The 14,392-nt window shown below is 72.1% G+C and carries 12 protein-coding genes; 4 read left to right on the forward strand and 8 right to left on the reverse strand.

Annotated elements, in window-relative coordinates; translation table 11 throughout:
- Position 1: 1 nt before the first annotated feature.
- The gene (locus tag CLV56_RS07130; protein WP_039341663.1) at positions 2-895 is read right to left on the reverse strand and encodes a LysR family transcriptional regulator; all 894 of its coding nucleotides are present in this window, start codon (positions 893-895) and stop codon (positions 2-4) included.
- A gap of 71 nt (positions 896-966) precedes the next feature.
- Between CLV56_RS07130 and CLV56_RS07135 the strand changes: the two genes are divergently transcribed.
- Positions 967-2,058 (forward strand): YeiH family protein, encoded by a 1,092-nt coding sequence (locus CLV56_RS07135; protein ID WP_211288009.1) that lies wholly within the window; start codon positions 967-969, stop codon positions 2,056-2,058.
- An 11-nt stretch (positions 2,059-2,069) separates the two neighbouring features.
- Here the strand turns inward: CLV56_RS07135 and CLV56_RS07140 are convergent, their stop codons facing one another.
- A complete protein-coding gene (locus CLV56_RS07140; RefSeq protein ID WP_039341665.1) occupies positions 2,070-2,474 on the reverse strand; it encodes a nuclear transport factor 2 family protein in 405 nt (134 codons plus the stop codon).
- 56 nt (positions 2,475-2,530) lie between these two features.
- Here CLV56_RS07140 and CLV56_RS07145 point away from each other — a divergent pair, with 56 nt between their 5' ends.
- Positions 2,531-3,112 (forward strand): PadR family transcriptional regulator, encoded by a 582-nt coding sequence (locus tag CLV56_RS07145; RefSeq protein WP_039341667.1) that lies wholly within the window; start codon positions 2,531-2,533, stop codon positions 3,110-3,112.
- Here the strand turns inward: CLV56_RS07145 and CLV56_RS07150 are convergent.
- Positions 3,082-5,391 carry an Orn/Lys/Arg family decarboxylase gene (locus CLV56_RS07150; RefSeq protein WP_211288010.1) on the reverse strand — a complete coding sequence of 770 codons (2,310 nt, stop codon included), beginning with the start codon at positions 5,389-5,391 and terminating at the stop codon, positions 3,082-3,084. The two genes, CLV56_RS07145 and CLV56_RS07150, sit on opposite strands and share 31 nt — an antisense overlap.
- A gap of 159 nt (positions 5,392-5,550) precedes the next feature.
- Between CLV56_RS07150 and CLV56_RS07155 the strand changes: the two genes are divergently transcribed.
- Entirely contained in the window at positions 5,551-6,339 is a 789-nt protein-coding gene (locus tag CLV56_RS07155) for an exodeoxyribonuclease III (protein ID WP_039341669.1), read from the forward strand.
- A 48-nt stretch (positions 6,340-6,387) separates the two neighbouring features.
- On the opposite strand, the gene CLV56_RS07160 is transcribed toward CLV56_RS07155, so the two are convergent.
- From CLV56_RS07160 to CLV56_RS20550, 3 genes are all read right to left on the reverse strand, one after another.
- Positions 6,388-6,969 (reverse strand): DUF2812 domain-containing protein, encoded by a 582-nt coding sequence (locus CLV56_RS07160; protein ID WP_157805098.1) that lies wholly within the window; start codon positions 6,967-6,969, stop codon positions 6,388-6,390.
- Between the two features lie 234 nt (positions 6,970-7,203).
- A complete protein-coding gene (locus tag CLV56_RS07165; RefSeq protein ID WP_039341673.1) occupies positions 7,204-7,848 on the reverse strand; it encodes a LuxR C-terminal-related transcriptional regulator in 645 nt (214 codons plus the stop codon).
- Positions 7,812-9,113, reverse strand: a complete 1,302-nt coding sequence (locus CLV56_RS20550; RefSeq protein WP_170224763.1) for a sensor histidine kinase — start codon at positions 9,111-9,113, stop codon at positions 7,812-7,814. Before CLV56_RS20550 ends, CLV56_RS07165 begins: the two co-directional genes overlap by 37 nt.
- Before the next feature lie 162 nt (positions 9,114-9,275).
- Here CLV56_RS20550 and CLV56_RS07175 point away from each other — a divergent pair, with 162 nt between their 5' ends.
- A complete protein-coding gene (locus tag CLV56_RS07175) occupies positions 9,276-11,474 on the forward strand; it encodes an MMPL family transporter (RefSeq protein ID WP_100414607.1) in 2,199 nt (732 codons plus the stop codon).
- 214 nt (positions 11,475-11,688) lie between these two features.
- Here CLV56_RS07175 and CLV56_RS07180 read toward each other — a convergent pair whose 3' ends face one another.
- Together CLV56_RS07180 and CLV56_RS07185 are read right to left on the reverse strand one after the other, a co-directional pair.
- Complete coding sequence (locus tag CLV56_RS07180; RefSeq protein ID WP_039341676.1) at positions 11,689-12,990, reverse strand: class I SAM-dependent methyltransferase; 1,302 nt, start codon at positions 12,988-12,990, stop codon at positions 11,689-11,691.
- Entirely contained in the window at positions 12,987-14,381 is a 1,395-nt protein-coding gene (locus CLV56_RS07185) for an FAD-binding oxidoreductase (RefSeq protein ID WP_245857675.1), read from the reverse strand. The genes CLV56_RS07180 and CLV56_RS07185 overlap by 4 nt, the downstream gene beginning before the upstream one ends.
- Positions 14,382-14,392 lie beyond the last annotated feature (11 nt).

Here is a 14,392-nt window from a genome sequence, read left to right on the forward strand (position 1 = left end):
GTCACCCGGCGACCGCGGACAGCAGGGCCTCCGCTCCAGGGGTGAGCGCCTCGCCGTCGCGCCACACCGCGGTCAGGGGGCGCGTCAGGTCCATCCCGTCGACCCGGACCTCGATCAGCCGGCCGGACTCCAGGTCCGCAGCGAGCGCCCGCTCCGACAGCACGACCGGGCCGATCCCGGTCGCGGCCGACGAGGCGAGCGCGGTGTTCGAGCCGAGCACGAGCCCCGGGCGGAGGTCCTCTCCGACGGCGGCCAACGCGGCTTCGAGCGTGTCGCGTGTGCCGGACCCCTGCTCACGCACGAGCACGCCGCCGTCGGCGAGATCCCCGGGTCGCACCGACGCGTCCGTGCCGGACCACCGGTGGCCGGGCGCGACGGCGACCGCGAGCCGGTCGATCCCCACGCGGCGCTTGCGCAGGTCGCTGCGCACGGTCGGTGACTCGACGAACCCGATGTCCGCGTCCCCCGCGGCCACGATCGCGCCCACGTCCGCGGAGTTGTGGACCTCCAGAGACACGAACAGGTCCGGCTCCCGCTCGTAGAGCCGGGCCAGCCAGGCCGACGCGTAGCACTCCGCGATCGTCATGCTGACCGCGGCGCGGACCGCGGCCGTACGCCCGGCGCGCAGCCCGCGGACGGATGCGCGGAAGTCGTCCGCGGCGCCGAGCAGCCGGTCGGCCCACTCGACGACCGTCCGTCCGCCCGCGGTCAGCGTCGTCCCTCGCGGGGTGCGGACCAGCAGCGCGACGCCGAGTCGCCGCTCGAGGGCCGCCATCCGTCGGCTGACGCTCGGCTGGGTCATCCCGCGCAGCTCGGCGGCCCGCCCGATGCTCCCGGCCTCGGCCACGCCCACCAGCAGCGCCAGGTCCTCCAGGTCGGGCCACGCCTCAGTCATGCAGCCAGCGTATGACCCGATGCCCAATCGACCCCTACTGCGGGGGTGGAGCCGGAGGGAGGCTGGACGTCGTGACCGTCCCCGCCCTCAGCCCGCCCGCCGCCGCGCCGGGCCACGCTCCCGCCCGTACGGAGGCCGCCGCGCGCGCCCGTACCTCCGGGGGGCCCGGGCGCGACCGGGGCGGACGCTGGACCGGGCTCACCGTGCTCGCCGTCGGGGTCGCGGCAGCGATGCTCGCGCACCGGCTCGTCGACGCGGTCGGGCTGCTGACGTGGGCGATCCTGTTCGGTGTGGTCGCGGCGAACGCGCGCGCGATCCCGGACTCGGCCCGCCCCACCGTCGACGCGGCCACGCGACGGCTGCTGCGCGCCGGGATCGTGCTGCTCGGGCTGTCGCTGTCGGTCGGCTCGATCGTGGCGCTCGGACTCCCGCTGATCCTGCTCGTCGTCATCACGCTGTCGACCACGCTCGTCGTGACGACCTGGCTCGGTCGCCGCCTCGGACTGCCCGGGCCGCAGGCGCTGCTGATCGGCACGGGCTTCGCCATCTGCGGTGCGTCGGCGATCGCGGCGATGCGCGAGAACGCCGACGCCGACGAGGACGACGTGGCGGTGGCGGTGGCGATGGTGACGCTCTTCGGAAGCGTGATGATGGTGGCGCTGCCGATGCTCCAGGGCCCGCTCGGGCTGTCCGACGCCCAGCTCGGCGTCTGGGCCGGGGCCGGCGTCCAGGAGGTCGGGCAGGTCGTCGGTGCGGCCGGCGCAGCAGGCGCGACCGCGGTCGGCGTCGCCGTCGTAGTCAAGCTGACGCGTGTGCTGCTGCTCGCCCCGGTCGTCGCCGGCGTGAGCGTGGTGCAGCGGCTCCGGGTCCGGCGGGCCGCCACGTCGTCCGACCGGGCGTCGCTCCCCCCGGTGGCCCCGCTCTTCGTCGTCGGCTTCCTCGCCTGCGTGGCGCTGCGGAGCCTCGGCCTGGTCCCGGACGCCGCGCTCGCCCCGATCGCGCACGTGCAGGACGTGGCGCTCGCGGCGGCACTGTTCGGGATGGGGACAGCGGTGCACCTGCCGTCACTCGTCCGCTCGGGCGGGCGCGCCGCCGTCGTGGCGACGGCGTCGACCCTGCTCGTCGGCACGCTGGCCCTCGCCGGCGCAATCGCGCTCGGCTGACGGGCCGGCGGTCAGCCCGCCGAGGACGCCGCGGCCGCCTCCGCCTGGATCCGGTCGAACTGCGCCGCCATCGCCCCGGCGAGGGCCTGCGCTCCCGACATCGGCCGGACCATGACCGTCAGCGCGTCGACGAGGCCGTCGTCGTCGACGTGGACGAAGTCGCAGCCCTCGATCTGCTTGCCGTCGACGGTGGTCTCGAAGACCAGCGCGTGGTCGCGCCCGTCCGCGCTGCTGATCGTGCGCGTGTAGCGGAAGTCCTCGAAGACGCGCATGACGCCGCGCAGGATCGCCGCGGTGATCGCCTTGCCGGGGTAGGGAGTGAAGGCCACCGGGCTCGTGAAGACGACGTCGTCGGCCAGCAGCGCCTCCATCGCGTCGCCGTCGTGCGCCTCGGCTGCCGCTCGGAATGCCTCCATGGCTCCTCCTCATAGTCAACGAATTGAATAGGTGATTCCTAGACTACACTGACGGCATGGCTCTCCGCGACGCCGTCCTGGCGGCCCTGCTCGACGGGGAGTCGTCCGGGTACGACCTCGCGAAGTCGTTCTCCGCCGGCGTCGCCAACTTCTGGCTCGCCAGCCCGCAGCAGATCTACCGCGAGCTCGAGCGGATGGCGGACGACGGACTCATCCAGGCGCGGCTCGTCGAGCAGGAGCGCCGCCCGAACAAGCGGATGTTCTCCCTGACCGAGGCCGGCCATGCCGCGCTGCGCGAGCACACGGCGACCGCGTCCCGCCCCACGGTGGTCCGCGACGAGCTGATGGTGAAGGTCTACGCGGTCGACGACGGCGATGCCGGGGCCGTCCGCGACGCGATCAGCGGCCGCCTCGAAGCGGCCCGCGACAAGCTCGCACGGTACGAGCGGCGGCGCGAGCGGATGCTGTCCGGGCGCACCGAGGCGGAGTACCTCGCGGCCACCGACCGCGTCGGCCCGTACCTCACCCTGCTGCGCGGCCACGCCTTCGAGCGCGAGAACGTCGCCTGGGCCGAGCACGCGCTGGCGGTGCTCGACGCCCGCCTTCCTCAGTCCTCGCGGACGCAGCGCAGCCGGTAGCGCCCGTCGACCACCTCGACGCCGTGCGTCTCGTGCTCGAACCCGGGGAAGCGCGCGTCGAACGCCTCCATCGCCCGCAGGTAGCCCAGCGCCGGACCGTCGGTCTCACCCGTGGTCTCTCCGGGCATCGCGAGCGGGATCCCGGGCGGGTACGGCACGACGCCGACCGCGAGCGTACGGTGCGCTGCGTCGTCGAGCGCGACCACGTCGACCGCGCGCCGCACCACCCGGGCGTACGCCGCGGCGGGCGTCATCGCCGGCTGCGGGTACGCGGCGAACGCCTCGCGCTGCAGGGCGAGCAGACCCGTACGACCGATCACCTCGTGCTGCTGCTCGGCGAGGTCCCGCAGACCCATCCCGGCGTACCGGCGCGGATCCTCGGCGAACGTCGCCGGCAGCGCCTGGTCCAACGGGCGGTTCGCATCGAGGTCGCGCTTGAACGACATCAGGGTCGTCACGAGCGAACCCCACTTGCCGCGGGTCACGCCGATCGAGAAGAGGAGCAGGATCGAGTAGGACTGGGTCTTCTCGACGACGATCGACGCCTGCTGCTCGAGGTACGCGGCGAGGATCGGCGCCGGCACACCGAACTCCTCGATCGCGCCGTCCGCACGGACGCCCGGTGTCACGACGGTGACCTTGATCGGATCGAGCATGGCGTAGCCGTCGGGCAGCTCGAAGCCGTGCCAGGGCTCGCCGGCGCGCAGCTGCCACGGATCGGGCGAGGAGCAGAGCCAGTCCTCGTCGGCGTCCTCGAACCGCACCGTCGTCCCGTCGGGCTGCGTCACGGTCTCCGGCTGCCACGGCAGCAGGGCCCAGTCGTCGGCGGCGGTCTCCGCGGCCACGCGCGCGAGGGTCCGGCGGAACGCCACCGCCTCGGCGATCGAGATGCCCGTGAGCAGCGGCCCGCCCCGCCCGGACATCATCGCGGCCGACACGTCGTTGCTGGCGATGATCGAGTAGAGCGGTGAGGTCGAGGCATGCATCATGAACGCCTCGTTGAACAGGTCCGGGTCCACGGGGTCGCGGCCCTGCCGGACGTGCAGGTACGACGCCTGCGACAGCGCGGCCAGCAGCTTGTGCGTCGACTGGGTGGCGAACGTCGTCGGCGCGTCGGCCTCGCGGTCACCGGTGTGCATCGCGAACCGCTCCGCGTAGATCGGGTGGAACGCCGCGTACCCGTACCAGGCCTCGTCGAAGTGCAGCCGGCCGACGTGGCTGCCGAGCGTCCGCTCCACCGTCGGGACGTGGTAGAGCAGCCCGTCGTACGTCGAGTTCGTGATCATCGCGATCACGGCCTCCCCGTCGTCGCCCTCCACGAGCGGGGAGGCGGCCCGCTTGGCCTCGACCGCCTCACGGGTCAGCTCGCTCGGCGGGACGGGACCGATGATGCCGAGGTGGTTGCGGGTCGTGGTCAGGTAGACCGGGACGCCGTGCGTGAGCGTGGCGGCCTGCTCCACGGACTTGTGCGCGTTGCGGTCGAGCACCATGACGTCGCCGGCGACGACCGACGCCTGGTGGACGACGCGGTTCGAGGTGGACGTGCCGTTGGTGACGAAGTACGTCTGGTCGGCTCCGAAGATCGTCGCGGCGCGGCGCTCGGCCTCGCCGATCGGACCCGAGTGGTCGAGCAGCGATCCGAGCTCGTGGACCGAGACCGATAGGTCCGAGCGGAACGTCTGCTCGCCGTAGAACTCGAAGAACGCCCGCCCTGCCGGTGAGCGCAGGAACGCGGCGCCGCCCTCGTGGCCCGGGGTGTGCCAGGAGTACTCGTGCTTGCGCGAGAAGGCGACGAGCGCCGAGAACATCGGCGGCAGCACGTCGGCCCGGTAGCGCTTGGCGGCGTTGCGGATCCGGCCCGCGATCCAGGCGGGGGTGTCGTCGAGGAGGTAGATCAGCTGGTCGACCTCGCGCAGCACGGAGGTGTCGAGCGCATCGGCTCCGCGCGTGCCGGTCATCACGAAGACCGGCAGGTCGCTGTTGCGGGCGCGGACGCCGGTGAGGAACTCGGCGATCCCGCCCGCGTCGACGTGCGCGTCACGGTCGGTCGAGTCACCGCCGGCGTCCGCGATCACGGCGCAGAGCGAGGCGTCCGAGGCGACGCGGAGCACGGCGTCGTCCGGGTTCGGCGCGAACTCCGTCCGCACGTCGATCCGCTCGAGCTCCTGCACGACCCGGCGGAGCATCTCCTCGTGCGCGGTCGCAGCCGTCGGACGCTCGTCCACGATGAGCACTTTGAGCGTCCGCGCCGTCATCATCGCGCCGTTGTGCTCGTCCAACGCAAATCCTCTCGTCTGATCGGGTCTATGCCGGAGATTCTATTCTCCCGGAGCAGAAGATCGGCAACCTGGACGGCGGCGCGCGTACACCACGCACCGGCTGAGGGACGGGCCGGACGGCATCCGAGCCTGTCGGAGCCGCCGGGTACGGTCGGGTCCATGCGGATCGCCACCTGGAACGTGAACTCCATCCGGTCGCGCATCGACCGCGTCGCCGCCTGGCTGGAGCGCAGCGACGTCGACGTGCTCGCGATCCAGGAGACGAAGTGCCGCGACGACCAGTTCCCCGAGCTCCCGCTCAGCGCACTGGGGTACGAGGTCGCGCACCACGGCCTGTCGCAGTGGAACGGCGTCGCGATCGCGTCGCGCGTCGGGCTCGGTGACATCCGGGTCGGGTTCGAGGGGATGCCGACCTGGGGCGATCCGGCGATCGCGGAGGCCCGTGCGATTTCGGCGGTCTGCGGTGGTGTGCGCGTCTGGTCGCTGTACGTCCCGAACGGCCGCACGCTCGAGGATCCGCACTACACGTACAAGCTGGACTGGCTGCGCGTCCTGCGCGACGACGCCGCCGGCTGGCTCGCGGACGACCCGCAGGCCCAGGTCGTCCTCATGGGCGACTGGAACGTCGCACCCCGCGACGAGGACGTCTGGGACATGGCGGCCTTCGAGGGACACACCCACGTCTCGAAGCTCGAGCGGGAGGCGTTCGACGCCGTCGTCGACGCGGGCTACGCCGACCTCGTCCGCCCGTACGCCCCGGGCCCGGGCGTCTACACGTACTGGGACTACCAGCGCCTGCGCTTCCCGAAGCGGCAGGGGATGCGGATCGACTTCGCCCTCGGGTCACCGGCGCTCGCCGACCGGGTGAGCGACGCGACGATCGACCGTGAGGAGCGCAAGGGCAAGGGCGCCTCCGACCACGCCCCGGTCGTCGTCACCCTCACCTGACGAGTCACCCAGGGCGTGGTCGCGAGTCACCCAGGGCGTGGTCGCGAGTCATCCAGGGCGTGGTCGCGAGTCATCCAGGGCGACCTGGCGTGCCGTACGGCGTGTGATGCCGGCGGCGACGGCCGCGCACACGACCCCGACGAGGACGGCGATCGCCGCCGTCATGACCACCACCGACTGGTCCTCGCCGGCGGCCGTCGTCCCGACGGCGAAGACAGCGATCGCCACGACGAAGGCCAACCCCGACGCCATCGCGAAAGCCCGCGACAGGTGCCAGCGGCGCTCCACCAGAGACTCGGTCGAGAACGAACCCGGGCGCTCCCCTTCGTACGGCCTGCGCCACACGTCGCGTCCACCGAGCTGCCCGATCTCCTCCCACCCGGCTGCCTCGATCGCGATGTCGCCCTCTGCGTCAGGGAACGGCCGCTGGTCGACGACGTAGCGGTAGCGCGCTGCGCTCTCGTCGCGGTGCAGCGCGAACCTGATCGCGCTCGTCGCCCGCAGCTCGCCCGGCGCCCATCCCTCGGCCGCACGCTCCTCGAACCACGCCTCGATCTGCTCCGCCTCAGGCATCCGGAACGGGACGAACCATGCTGAACGGGTCGTACGGGCCATGACCCAGTGTGCCACGACAGGGCGTCTCGATCCTCGCTCCGCTCGGCCTCGACGAACGGGAGGCGTCTCGATCCTCGCTCCGCTCCGCCTCGACGAACGGGAGGCGTCTCGATCCTCGCTCCGCTCCACCTCGACGAACGGGAGGCGTCTCGATCCTCGCTCCGCTCCGCCTCGACGAACGGGAGGCGTCTCGATCCTCGCTCCGCTCCGCCTCGACGAACGGGGGCGTCTCGATCCACGCGACCCGCATCAGGACTGGAGGTAGGCGAGCACGGCGAGCACCCGCCGGTTGTCGTCGCCGGAGACGGGCAGATCGAGCTTCGCGAAGATGTTCGCGGTGTGCTTCGCGACGGCCTTCTCGGTCACGAACAACCGGGCGGCGATCGCGGTGTTCGAGCGGCCCTCGGCCATCAGCGCCAGCACCTCGCGCTCCCGCTCGGTCAGTCGATCGACCGGCCCGCCGGGCTGTGCCCGCGACATCAGCCGCGCCACGACCTCGGGATCGAGCACGGTGCCACCGGCCGCGACCTGCCGTACGGCGTCGACGAACCGCTCCACGTCCGCGACCCGGTCCTTGAGCAGATAGCCCACCGCACCGTCGCCGCTCGCCAGCAGCTCGCGCGCGTACAGCTGCTCGACGTACTGCGACAGCACCAGCACCGGCAGACCCGGTCGAGCCTCCCTCGCGTCGATCGCGACCCGCAGCCCCTCGTCGGTGAACGTCGGCGGCATCCGCACATCGACCACGGCGACGTCGACCGAGAGCTCACCGAGCGCCTTCGCCAGCGACGGGGCGTTGTCGACCGCGGCGACGACCTCGAGCCCGTTCGCCTCCAGCAGGCGGGTCAGCCCGTCTCTCAGGAGGGCGAGGTCCTCGGCGATGACAACGCGCACGGCAGCTCCAGCGTCACGACGGTCGGTCCCCCGGCGGGGCTCTCGACCATCATCGTGCCGTCGAACGAGTCCATCCGCCGCGCCACGCCCGCGAGGCCCGTGCCGCGTGCGGCATCGGCTCCCCCGACGCCGTTGTCCGCGACCACCGCCCGCACGCGGCCGGCGTCGTAGGTCAGGTCGACGGAAGCGCTGCTGGCGTGCGCGTGCCGGACGACGTTCGCGAGCGCTTCGGCGACGCCGAAGTACAGGGCCGACTCCACCGGAGCCGGCAGGCGGCCGGGAAGGGCGGGGCGGACGTCGACCGGCACCGCGAGGTCGAGCGCGAGCGCCTCGACCGCACCGCCGAGTCCGCGGTCGGCGAGCACGGGCGGGTGGATCCCGCGGACCACGCCGCGCAGGTCGTCCAGCGCAGCCGTCGTGGTGTCGCGTGCCTCCGCGATCAAGCGGCGGGCCGACTCGGGGTCGGTGTCGAAGACCTGCTCGGCGAGCCCGAGACTCATGCCGAGCGACGCGAGGCGGGCCTGGGCACCGTCGTGCAGGTCACGCTCGATCCTGCGGATCTCGGCTGCGGAGTGGTCGATCGTCTCCGCGCGCGACGCCTCGACGTGCGCGAGACGCCGCTCGAGCTCGCCACGGGTCGGAGCCAGCAGCGCGACGTCCATCCGTGCCCGCAGCCGCGCGACCGGTGGCGTCGTGAACCACCACACGATCATCAGCAGACCCGCGGGGATCCAGGCCTGCATCGCACTGCCTGCGCTGTCGATCTGCACCACGCCCGCGTCCAGGTCGAAGACGCCGTCGGGCGTCACCGCGTACACGAACGGGAACACCAGGAACCACACGACGCCGAGCAGCAGCACCAACGGGACCAGCGACACCAGGAACGACAGGGTCGTCGCGACGTACGCCCAGGCCAGGTCGCGCCAACGGGCGGGATCGTTGGCCCAGCTGCGGACCATCGCCGCGGCGCCACGCTCGGTCCGGACGCGGTACGGGTCGGGCACGGGCGTACGGAGGACCGCGCCCGCGATCCAACGGTGCGCACCCGCGAGCCGTCGGAGCACCGGGACGAGCACCACGAGGAAACCGAAGCCGATCCCGATCGCGGCGAGCGGGATCGCGACGGTCACCAGGATCGCCACGACCATCGTCGGCAGACCGAGCGCGACGTAGACGAAGACCAGACCGGTCAGCCGGAACCGCGACGTCCGCCGGGGCGGCAGCGTCGCCACCGGCGCGGGGGTCGGGGGCGGCGGCGCGCTCATCGGGGCTCCTCGGGCGGTCGTGGTCATGATCCCACTCTGCGCGACGTCGATGCCACGAACAGTGGGGCCAGCACTACCACGATCGGGGGCGTCACCCCCGTGTGCACGCGCACGCCGGTCGATTGGCTCGATACCACGGAACACACGATCCCTGGAGGAGCCATGACCACGACCACCACACCCCCGCCCACCCGTCCGCCGACGACCGCGCAGCGCTCGCCCGTCGTCCGGGTCGCCCGGTGGAGCGCGACCCATCCGTGGCGTGCCCTCGCTCTGTGGGTCGCGTTCGTCGCGGCGGCGATGGCCGTGATGGCGAGCGTGCCGACGCAGTCGATGGGCGACGAGGACAACAGGATCGGGGAGTCCGGGCGAGCCGAGGCGATGATCGACGAGGCCGGCCTCACCGGAACCCCGTCCGAGCTGGTGCTGGTCACCGCACCCGGCGGTGGCACGCTCGACCGTACGGCCGCCGACCAGGTCGCCGCCGACCTGCAGCCGGCCGCTTCGGCCGTCGACGGGGTCGCCGGTGTGGCCGAACCGGTCTGGTCCGACGACGGCACGGCGATGCTGGTCGGCATCTCGCTCACCGACGCGGACCTGGAGGACCAGGAGACGACCGCCGCCGACCTGCAGGACGTGACCGCCGACGTCGCCGACGCGCACCCCGACCTCGACGTGGTCCAGACCGGCGGCACCTCGATCGGGTCCGCGATCGACGAGCGGGTCGGCGACGATCTGGCCGCAGGTGAGGCCCGCAGCCTCCCGATCACCTTCGCGCTCATGGTGATCGCCTTCGGCGCCCTGATCGCAGCGGCCATCCCGGTCGCGCTCGCGTTCTCGTGCGTCCTCACCGCGATGGGGCTGTACGCGCTGGTGTCGTTCCTCGTGCCGGACTCGGGGACCGTCGCGAGCGTCATCCTGATGATCGGGATGGCGGTCGGCGTCGACTACTCGCTGTTCTACCTGAAGCGCGAACGCGAGGAGCGGCGCAAGGGCGCTTCCACGGTGGACGCGATCGAGATCGCCGCCGCAACGTCGGGACGCGCGATCGTCGTCGCCGGCGTCGCCGTCATCGTCGCGATGTCCGGGTTGATGCTGACCCGCGACACCGTCTTCGTCGGCCTCGCCGTCGGGGCGATGCTGGTGGTCGCGGTCGCGATGCTCGGCTCCGTGACGGTGCTGCCGGCGCTGCTCGCGAAGCTGGGCCGCTGGGTGGACCGGCCACGGGTCCCGGGCCTGTGGCGGATGAACCGCCGGATCGGCACGGGGGGCATCAGCAGGCGCCTGATCGGTCCTGTGCTGCGCCACCCGCGGGTCTCGCTCGCAGCCTCGGTCGTCGTGATGGCGGTGCTCGCCGCGCCGGCGCTCGGGATGAAGCTGCACGAGGGCACGATCGAGACGCTGCCCGACGACGTGCCGGAGGTCGCGGCGTACCAGCAGGTGCAGCGCTATCTCCCGACCGAGCGGTCGTCGATCGACGTCGTCGCTCGGACCGCTGACGCCGGCCAGACCGACGACGTACGGGGTGCGCTGGAGATGCTCGGCCGCGAGGCCGTCGACGCCGGCACCGCGTCCGCGACCGGCGAGGTCGTGGTCGGCGACGACGGCCGCACGGTGCTGCTCGAGCTGACGGCGCCGGAGGCCGACGGCGACTCCCGCAACGAACGAGCCGTCACCGACCTGCGTGACGACCTCGTCCCCGGTGCCCTGGACGGGCTCGGGACGACCTGGGCGGTCGGCGGGAACGACGCCCGAGCGGTGGACCACCACGCCGACCAGCGCTGGACCCTCCCGCTCGTCGTCGCGTTCGTGCTCGGGCTCACGATGCTCGTGATGGTCGCGGTCTTCCGCAGCGTCACGGTCGCCCTGGTGACGACCGCGCTCAACCTCCTGTCGGTCGGTGCTGCGTTCGGCGTGATGGTGCTGGTCTTCCAGAACACCTGGGCGGAGTCGCTGCTCGACTTCACCTCAGCGGGCTTCCTCGTCGACTGGGTGCCGCTGTTCTGCTTCGTCGTCCTGGTCGGGTTGTCGATGGACTACCACGTGTTCGTGATGAGCCGCGTCCGCGAGGGTCTTCGGCGTGGGATGTCGACCCGGCTCGCGGTGGAGTACGGGGTGCGCCAGACGGCGAGCGTGGTCACGAGCGCGGCGGCGGTGATGATCTCGGTGTTCGCCGTGTTCGCGACCCTGTCGATGCTCGAGATGAAGCAGATGGGGGTCGGCCTGTCGGTCGCGATCCTGCTCGACGCGACGGTGGTCCGGCTGTTCCTGCTGCCGGCGGCCCTGATCGTGCTCGACCGCAGGCTCGGCCCGCTCCGCCGCCCGGATCGTCGCGAGGTCGGGGCAGCCGCGGAGCAGTGACGCCGCTTCCGACGGCGAGGCGCGAGCGGAGCACCCCGCTGGTCGAGGCGCGAGCGGAGAACCCCGCTGGTCGAGGCGCGAGCGGAGCGAGTGATCGAGACCCCTCAGAGTGCGTCTCGATCGTCGCTCCGCTCCGCCTCGACGAACGGGCAAGGTCGCTCCGCTCCGCCTCGACGAACGGGCAGGGTCGCTCCGCTCCGCCTCGACGAACGGCTCAGCTGCCCCAGGTCGGACGCAGCGGGAAGTCGACCGTGCCGTCGTCGGCGGTCTTGGTGGCGAGCACGTGGTGCAGCTGGATCTTGTTGCGCTCGAACCCGAGCCGGGACCCGGCCATGTAGAGGCCCCACACCTTCGCCGTGCCGACGCCGACCTCGGCGACGGCCTCGTCCCAGTTCTCCGCCAGGTTGCGGCACCAGTCGCGCAGCGTCATCGCGTAGTGCATGCGGAGGTTCTCCTCGTGGTGCACCTCGAGACCGGCGTTCTGGACCTCGGTGATGATCTTGCCGGACCCGGTCAGCTCCCCGTCGGGGAACACGTACCGGTCGATGAACGCGCCCGCGTTCGCCCGCGACCGGTTGTCGGGGCGGGTGATGCAGTGGTTCAGCATCCGGCCGCCCTCCTTCAGGTGGTCACGGATGAAGGCGAAGTAGGCCGGGTAGTTGTGCACGCCGATGTGCTCGGTGAGGCCGATCGAGCTGATCGCGTCGAAGCCGGTCTCGGGCACGTCTCGGTAGTCGGAGAACCGGACCTGCGCCCGACCCGCGAGACCTTCGCGCTCGATCGCCGCCTGCGCCCAGAGCGCCTGCTGCTCCGAGAGCGTCGCGCCGATCACCTCGACGCCGTAGTTCTTGGCAGCGTGGCGGACCATGCCGCCCCAGCCGCACCCGATGTCGAGGAGCCGCTGGCCCGGCTGGAGGTCGAGCTTGCGGCAGACCAGGTCGTACTTCTCGGCCTGCGCCTCCTCCAGCGTCGAGTCGACCTTCGGGAACACCGCGCACGTGTAGGTCATCGACGGGCCGAGCACCAGCTCGTAGAAGCGGTTCGAGACGTCGTAGTGGTGGTGGATCGCCTCGGCGTCCCGGGTCTTGGAGTGGCGCAGGCCCTCGAGCAGCCGGCGCCAGCGCGGGAGGTGCTCCTGGGGCGGGGTCGGCGGCGGCAGCAGGTGGTTCATGCCGAGCGCACGCACGATCCTGAGGGTCTCGGCCGCGCTCGGCGCACGCAGCCGGGTCTTGTCCATCAGCAGGACCAGCGCGTCGTACGGGTCGCCCGGGTGGACGCCGTCGATCTCGAGGTCGCCCGTCACGTAGGCCCGGGCCATCCCGAGGTCGCCCGGCGCGGACATGACGTACGAGAGCCCGCGCTCGTTGAGCAGCCGGACCGTGATCGCGGCGTCGGCCGGACCCGCCGTGCTCCCGTCGTAGGCCTCGAACCGGAACGCCAGCTCACCGGGGAGCATGGCCTCGATCGCCTCACCGAGGCTCATCGTCGGTCGGGTGGGTTTGCTGGAGATGCTCATCGACGTCTCACCGCCTTCTCGTACAGACCGGTCAGCCGGTCCTTGGGGTCGTACGTAGCCTTCACCTCGGCGAGGTACGGCATGTTGTAGAGCTCGGCGAACGTCTCCGGGGAGTAGAACGCCTCCGAGTACAGCGACTTGTGGCCGCCGAGCGCGTGGACCTTCTCCTCCACGCGGCGGTTGACCAGTCCGGCCGGCGATCCGCCCCGGACCTCGACCGTGCCCCAGAACCCGACGTTCACGTAGGTCAGTCCCGGCTCCAGCGGGTACAGCGGCCACCGGGTCGCGCTGCCCGGCCCGTCGGGCTCGCGCAGCCGCAGCGGGCAGAGCCACACCGGCCGCATCCCGACCGCGTCGTCGAACCAGGTGAGGAACTCCGCGAGCCGGTCGACCGGCACCTCGATGTCCTGGATCACCCGCTCGCGCTGCTCGACGCCGTTGCGCTTGATCCGGTCGAGCTTCGCGGCGATCGCGAACCTCGTGTCGAGGCCGACCATGCGCTGGTAGACGTCGCTGCGCCGGTAGCGCTTCGGCCACAGCCGCCGGGCCAGCGGATGCTGCGCGCCGAACGCCCGGCTGCACCAGAACCAGTCGGTGTCCCAGCGCCAGAGGTAGTCCTCCATGGTCAGCGCGTCGGTGCTGCGGGTCCGGACCGACCGGTAGTACACGTCCTGGCCGGTGTAGTCGCTGACGTCGAGGTCGTCGTCGGTGAACTCGGCGAGCGTCAGGTCGATCTCGCCGGGGTGGAAGGCCGTCCCGTCGATGGCGTCGACCCGCACCCCGTCGTACGACCGCTCCTCGACGATCCGCGCGATCAGCTCCGCGGCGGTGGTCGGGTCGTCCACGCGCACGTGCCGCAGCCGGACGTTCGCGGGGACGGCTTCGAGCGCGATCCGGATCCGGGTCGCGTACCCGAGCGAGCCGTAGGAGTTCGGGAACGCGTGGAACAGGTCGGCGTTGCGCTCTGGGCTGCAGGTGACGACCTCGCCGGCTCCGGTGAACACGTCCATCTCGAGAACCGACTCGTGCGGCAGGCCGTTGCGGAACGACGTCGCCTCGATCCCGAGACCGGTCACGGCACCACCCAGCGTGATCGTGCGCAGCTGCGGCACGACGAAGGGGATCAGGCCGTACGGCAGGGTGGCCGCGACCAGGTCCTCGTAGGTGCACATGCCCTGCACGTCGGCCGTGCGCGCGTCCGCATCGATGCTGACGACACCGGTCAGGCCGGACACGTCCAGGCCGGGGGTGGTCACGACGTCGCGGGGTCGGAAGAGGTTCGTCGTGCGCTTCGCCAGCCGCACCGGCGCACCGTCGGGAAGCGCGTCGTACGAGGCGGTCAGCCGGCGCACGGCGTCGGAGTGCTGCTGTGGTCCGACGATCTGGCTCACGAGCACACCCT

This window comes from Mumia flava (assembly GCF_002797495.1).
GTDB classification, from domain to species: Bacteria; Actinomycetota; Actinomycetes; order Propionibacteriales; family Nocardioidaceae; genus Mumia; species Mumia flava.

Bases quoted from the DNA above. Each gene is read 5' to 3' on its own strand.
- CLV56_RS07140 (WP_039341665.1), bottom strand. From the start codon at position 2,474: ATGGAGGCATTCCGAGCGGCAGCCGAGGCGCACGACGGCGACGCGATG.
- CLV56_RS07180 (WP_039341676.1), bottom strand. From the start codon at position 12,990: ATGAGCATCTCCAGCAAACCCACCCGACCGACGATGAGCCTCGGTGAG.
- CLV56_RS07175 (WP_100414607.1), top strand. From the start codon at position 9,276: ATGACCACGACCACCACACCCCCGCCCACCCGTCCGCCGACGACCGCG.
- CLV56_RS07145 (WP_039341667.1), top strand. From the start codon at position 2,531: ATGGCTCTCCGCGACGCCGTCCTGGCGGCCCTGCTCGACGGGGAGTCG.
- CLV56_RS20550 (WP_170224763.1), bottom strand. From the start codon at position 9,113: ATGAGCGCGCCGCCGCCCCCGACCCCCGCGCCGGTGGCGACGCTGCCG.
- CLV56_RS07155 (WP_039341669.1), top strand. From the start codon at position 5,551: ATGCGGATCGCCACCTGGAACGTGAACTCCATCCGGTCGCGCATCGAC.
- CLV56_RS07130 (WP_039341663.1), bottom strand. From the start codon at position 895: ATGACTGAGGCGTGGCCCGACCTGGAGGACCTGGCGCTGCTGGTGGGC.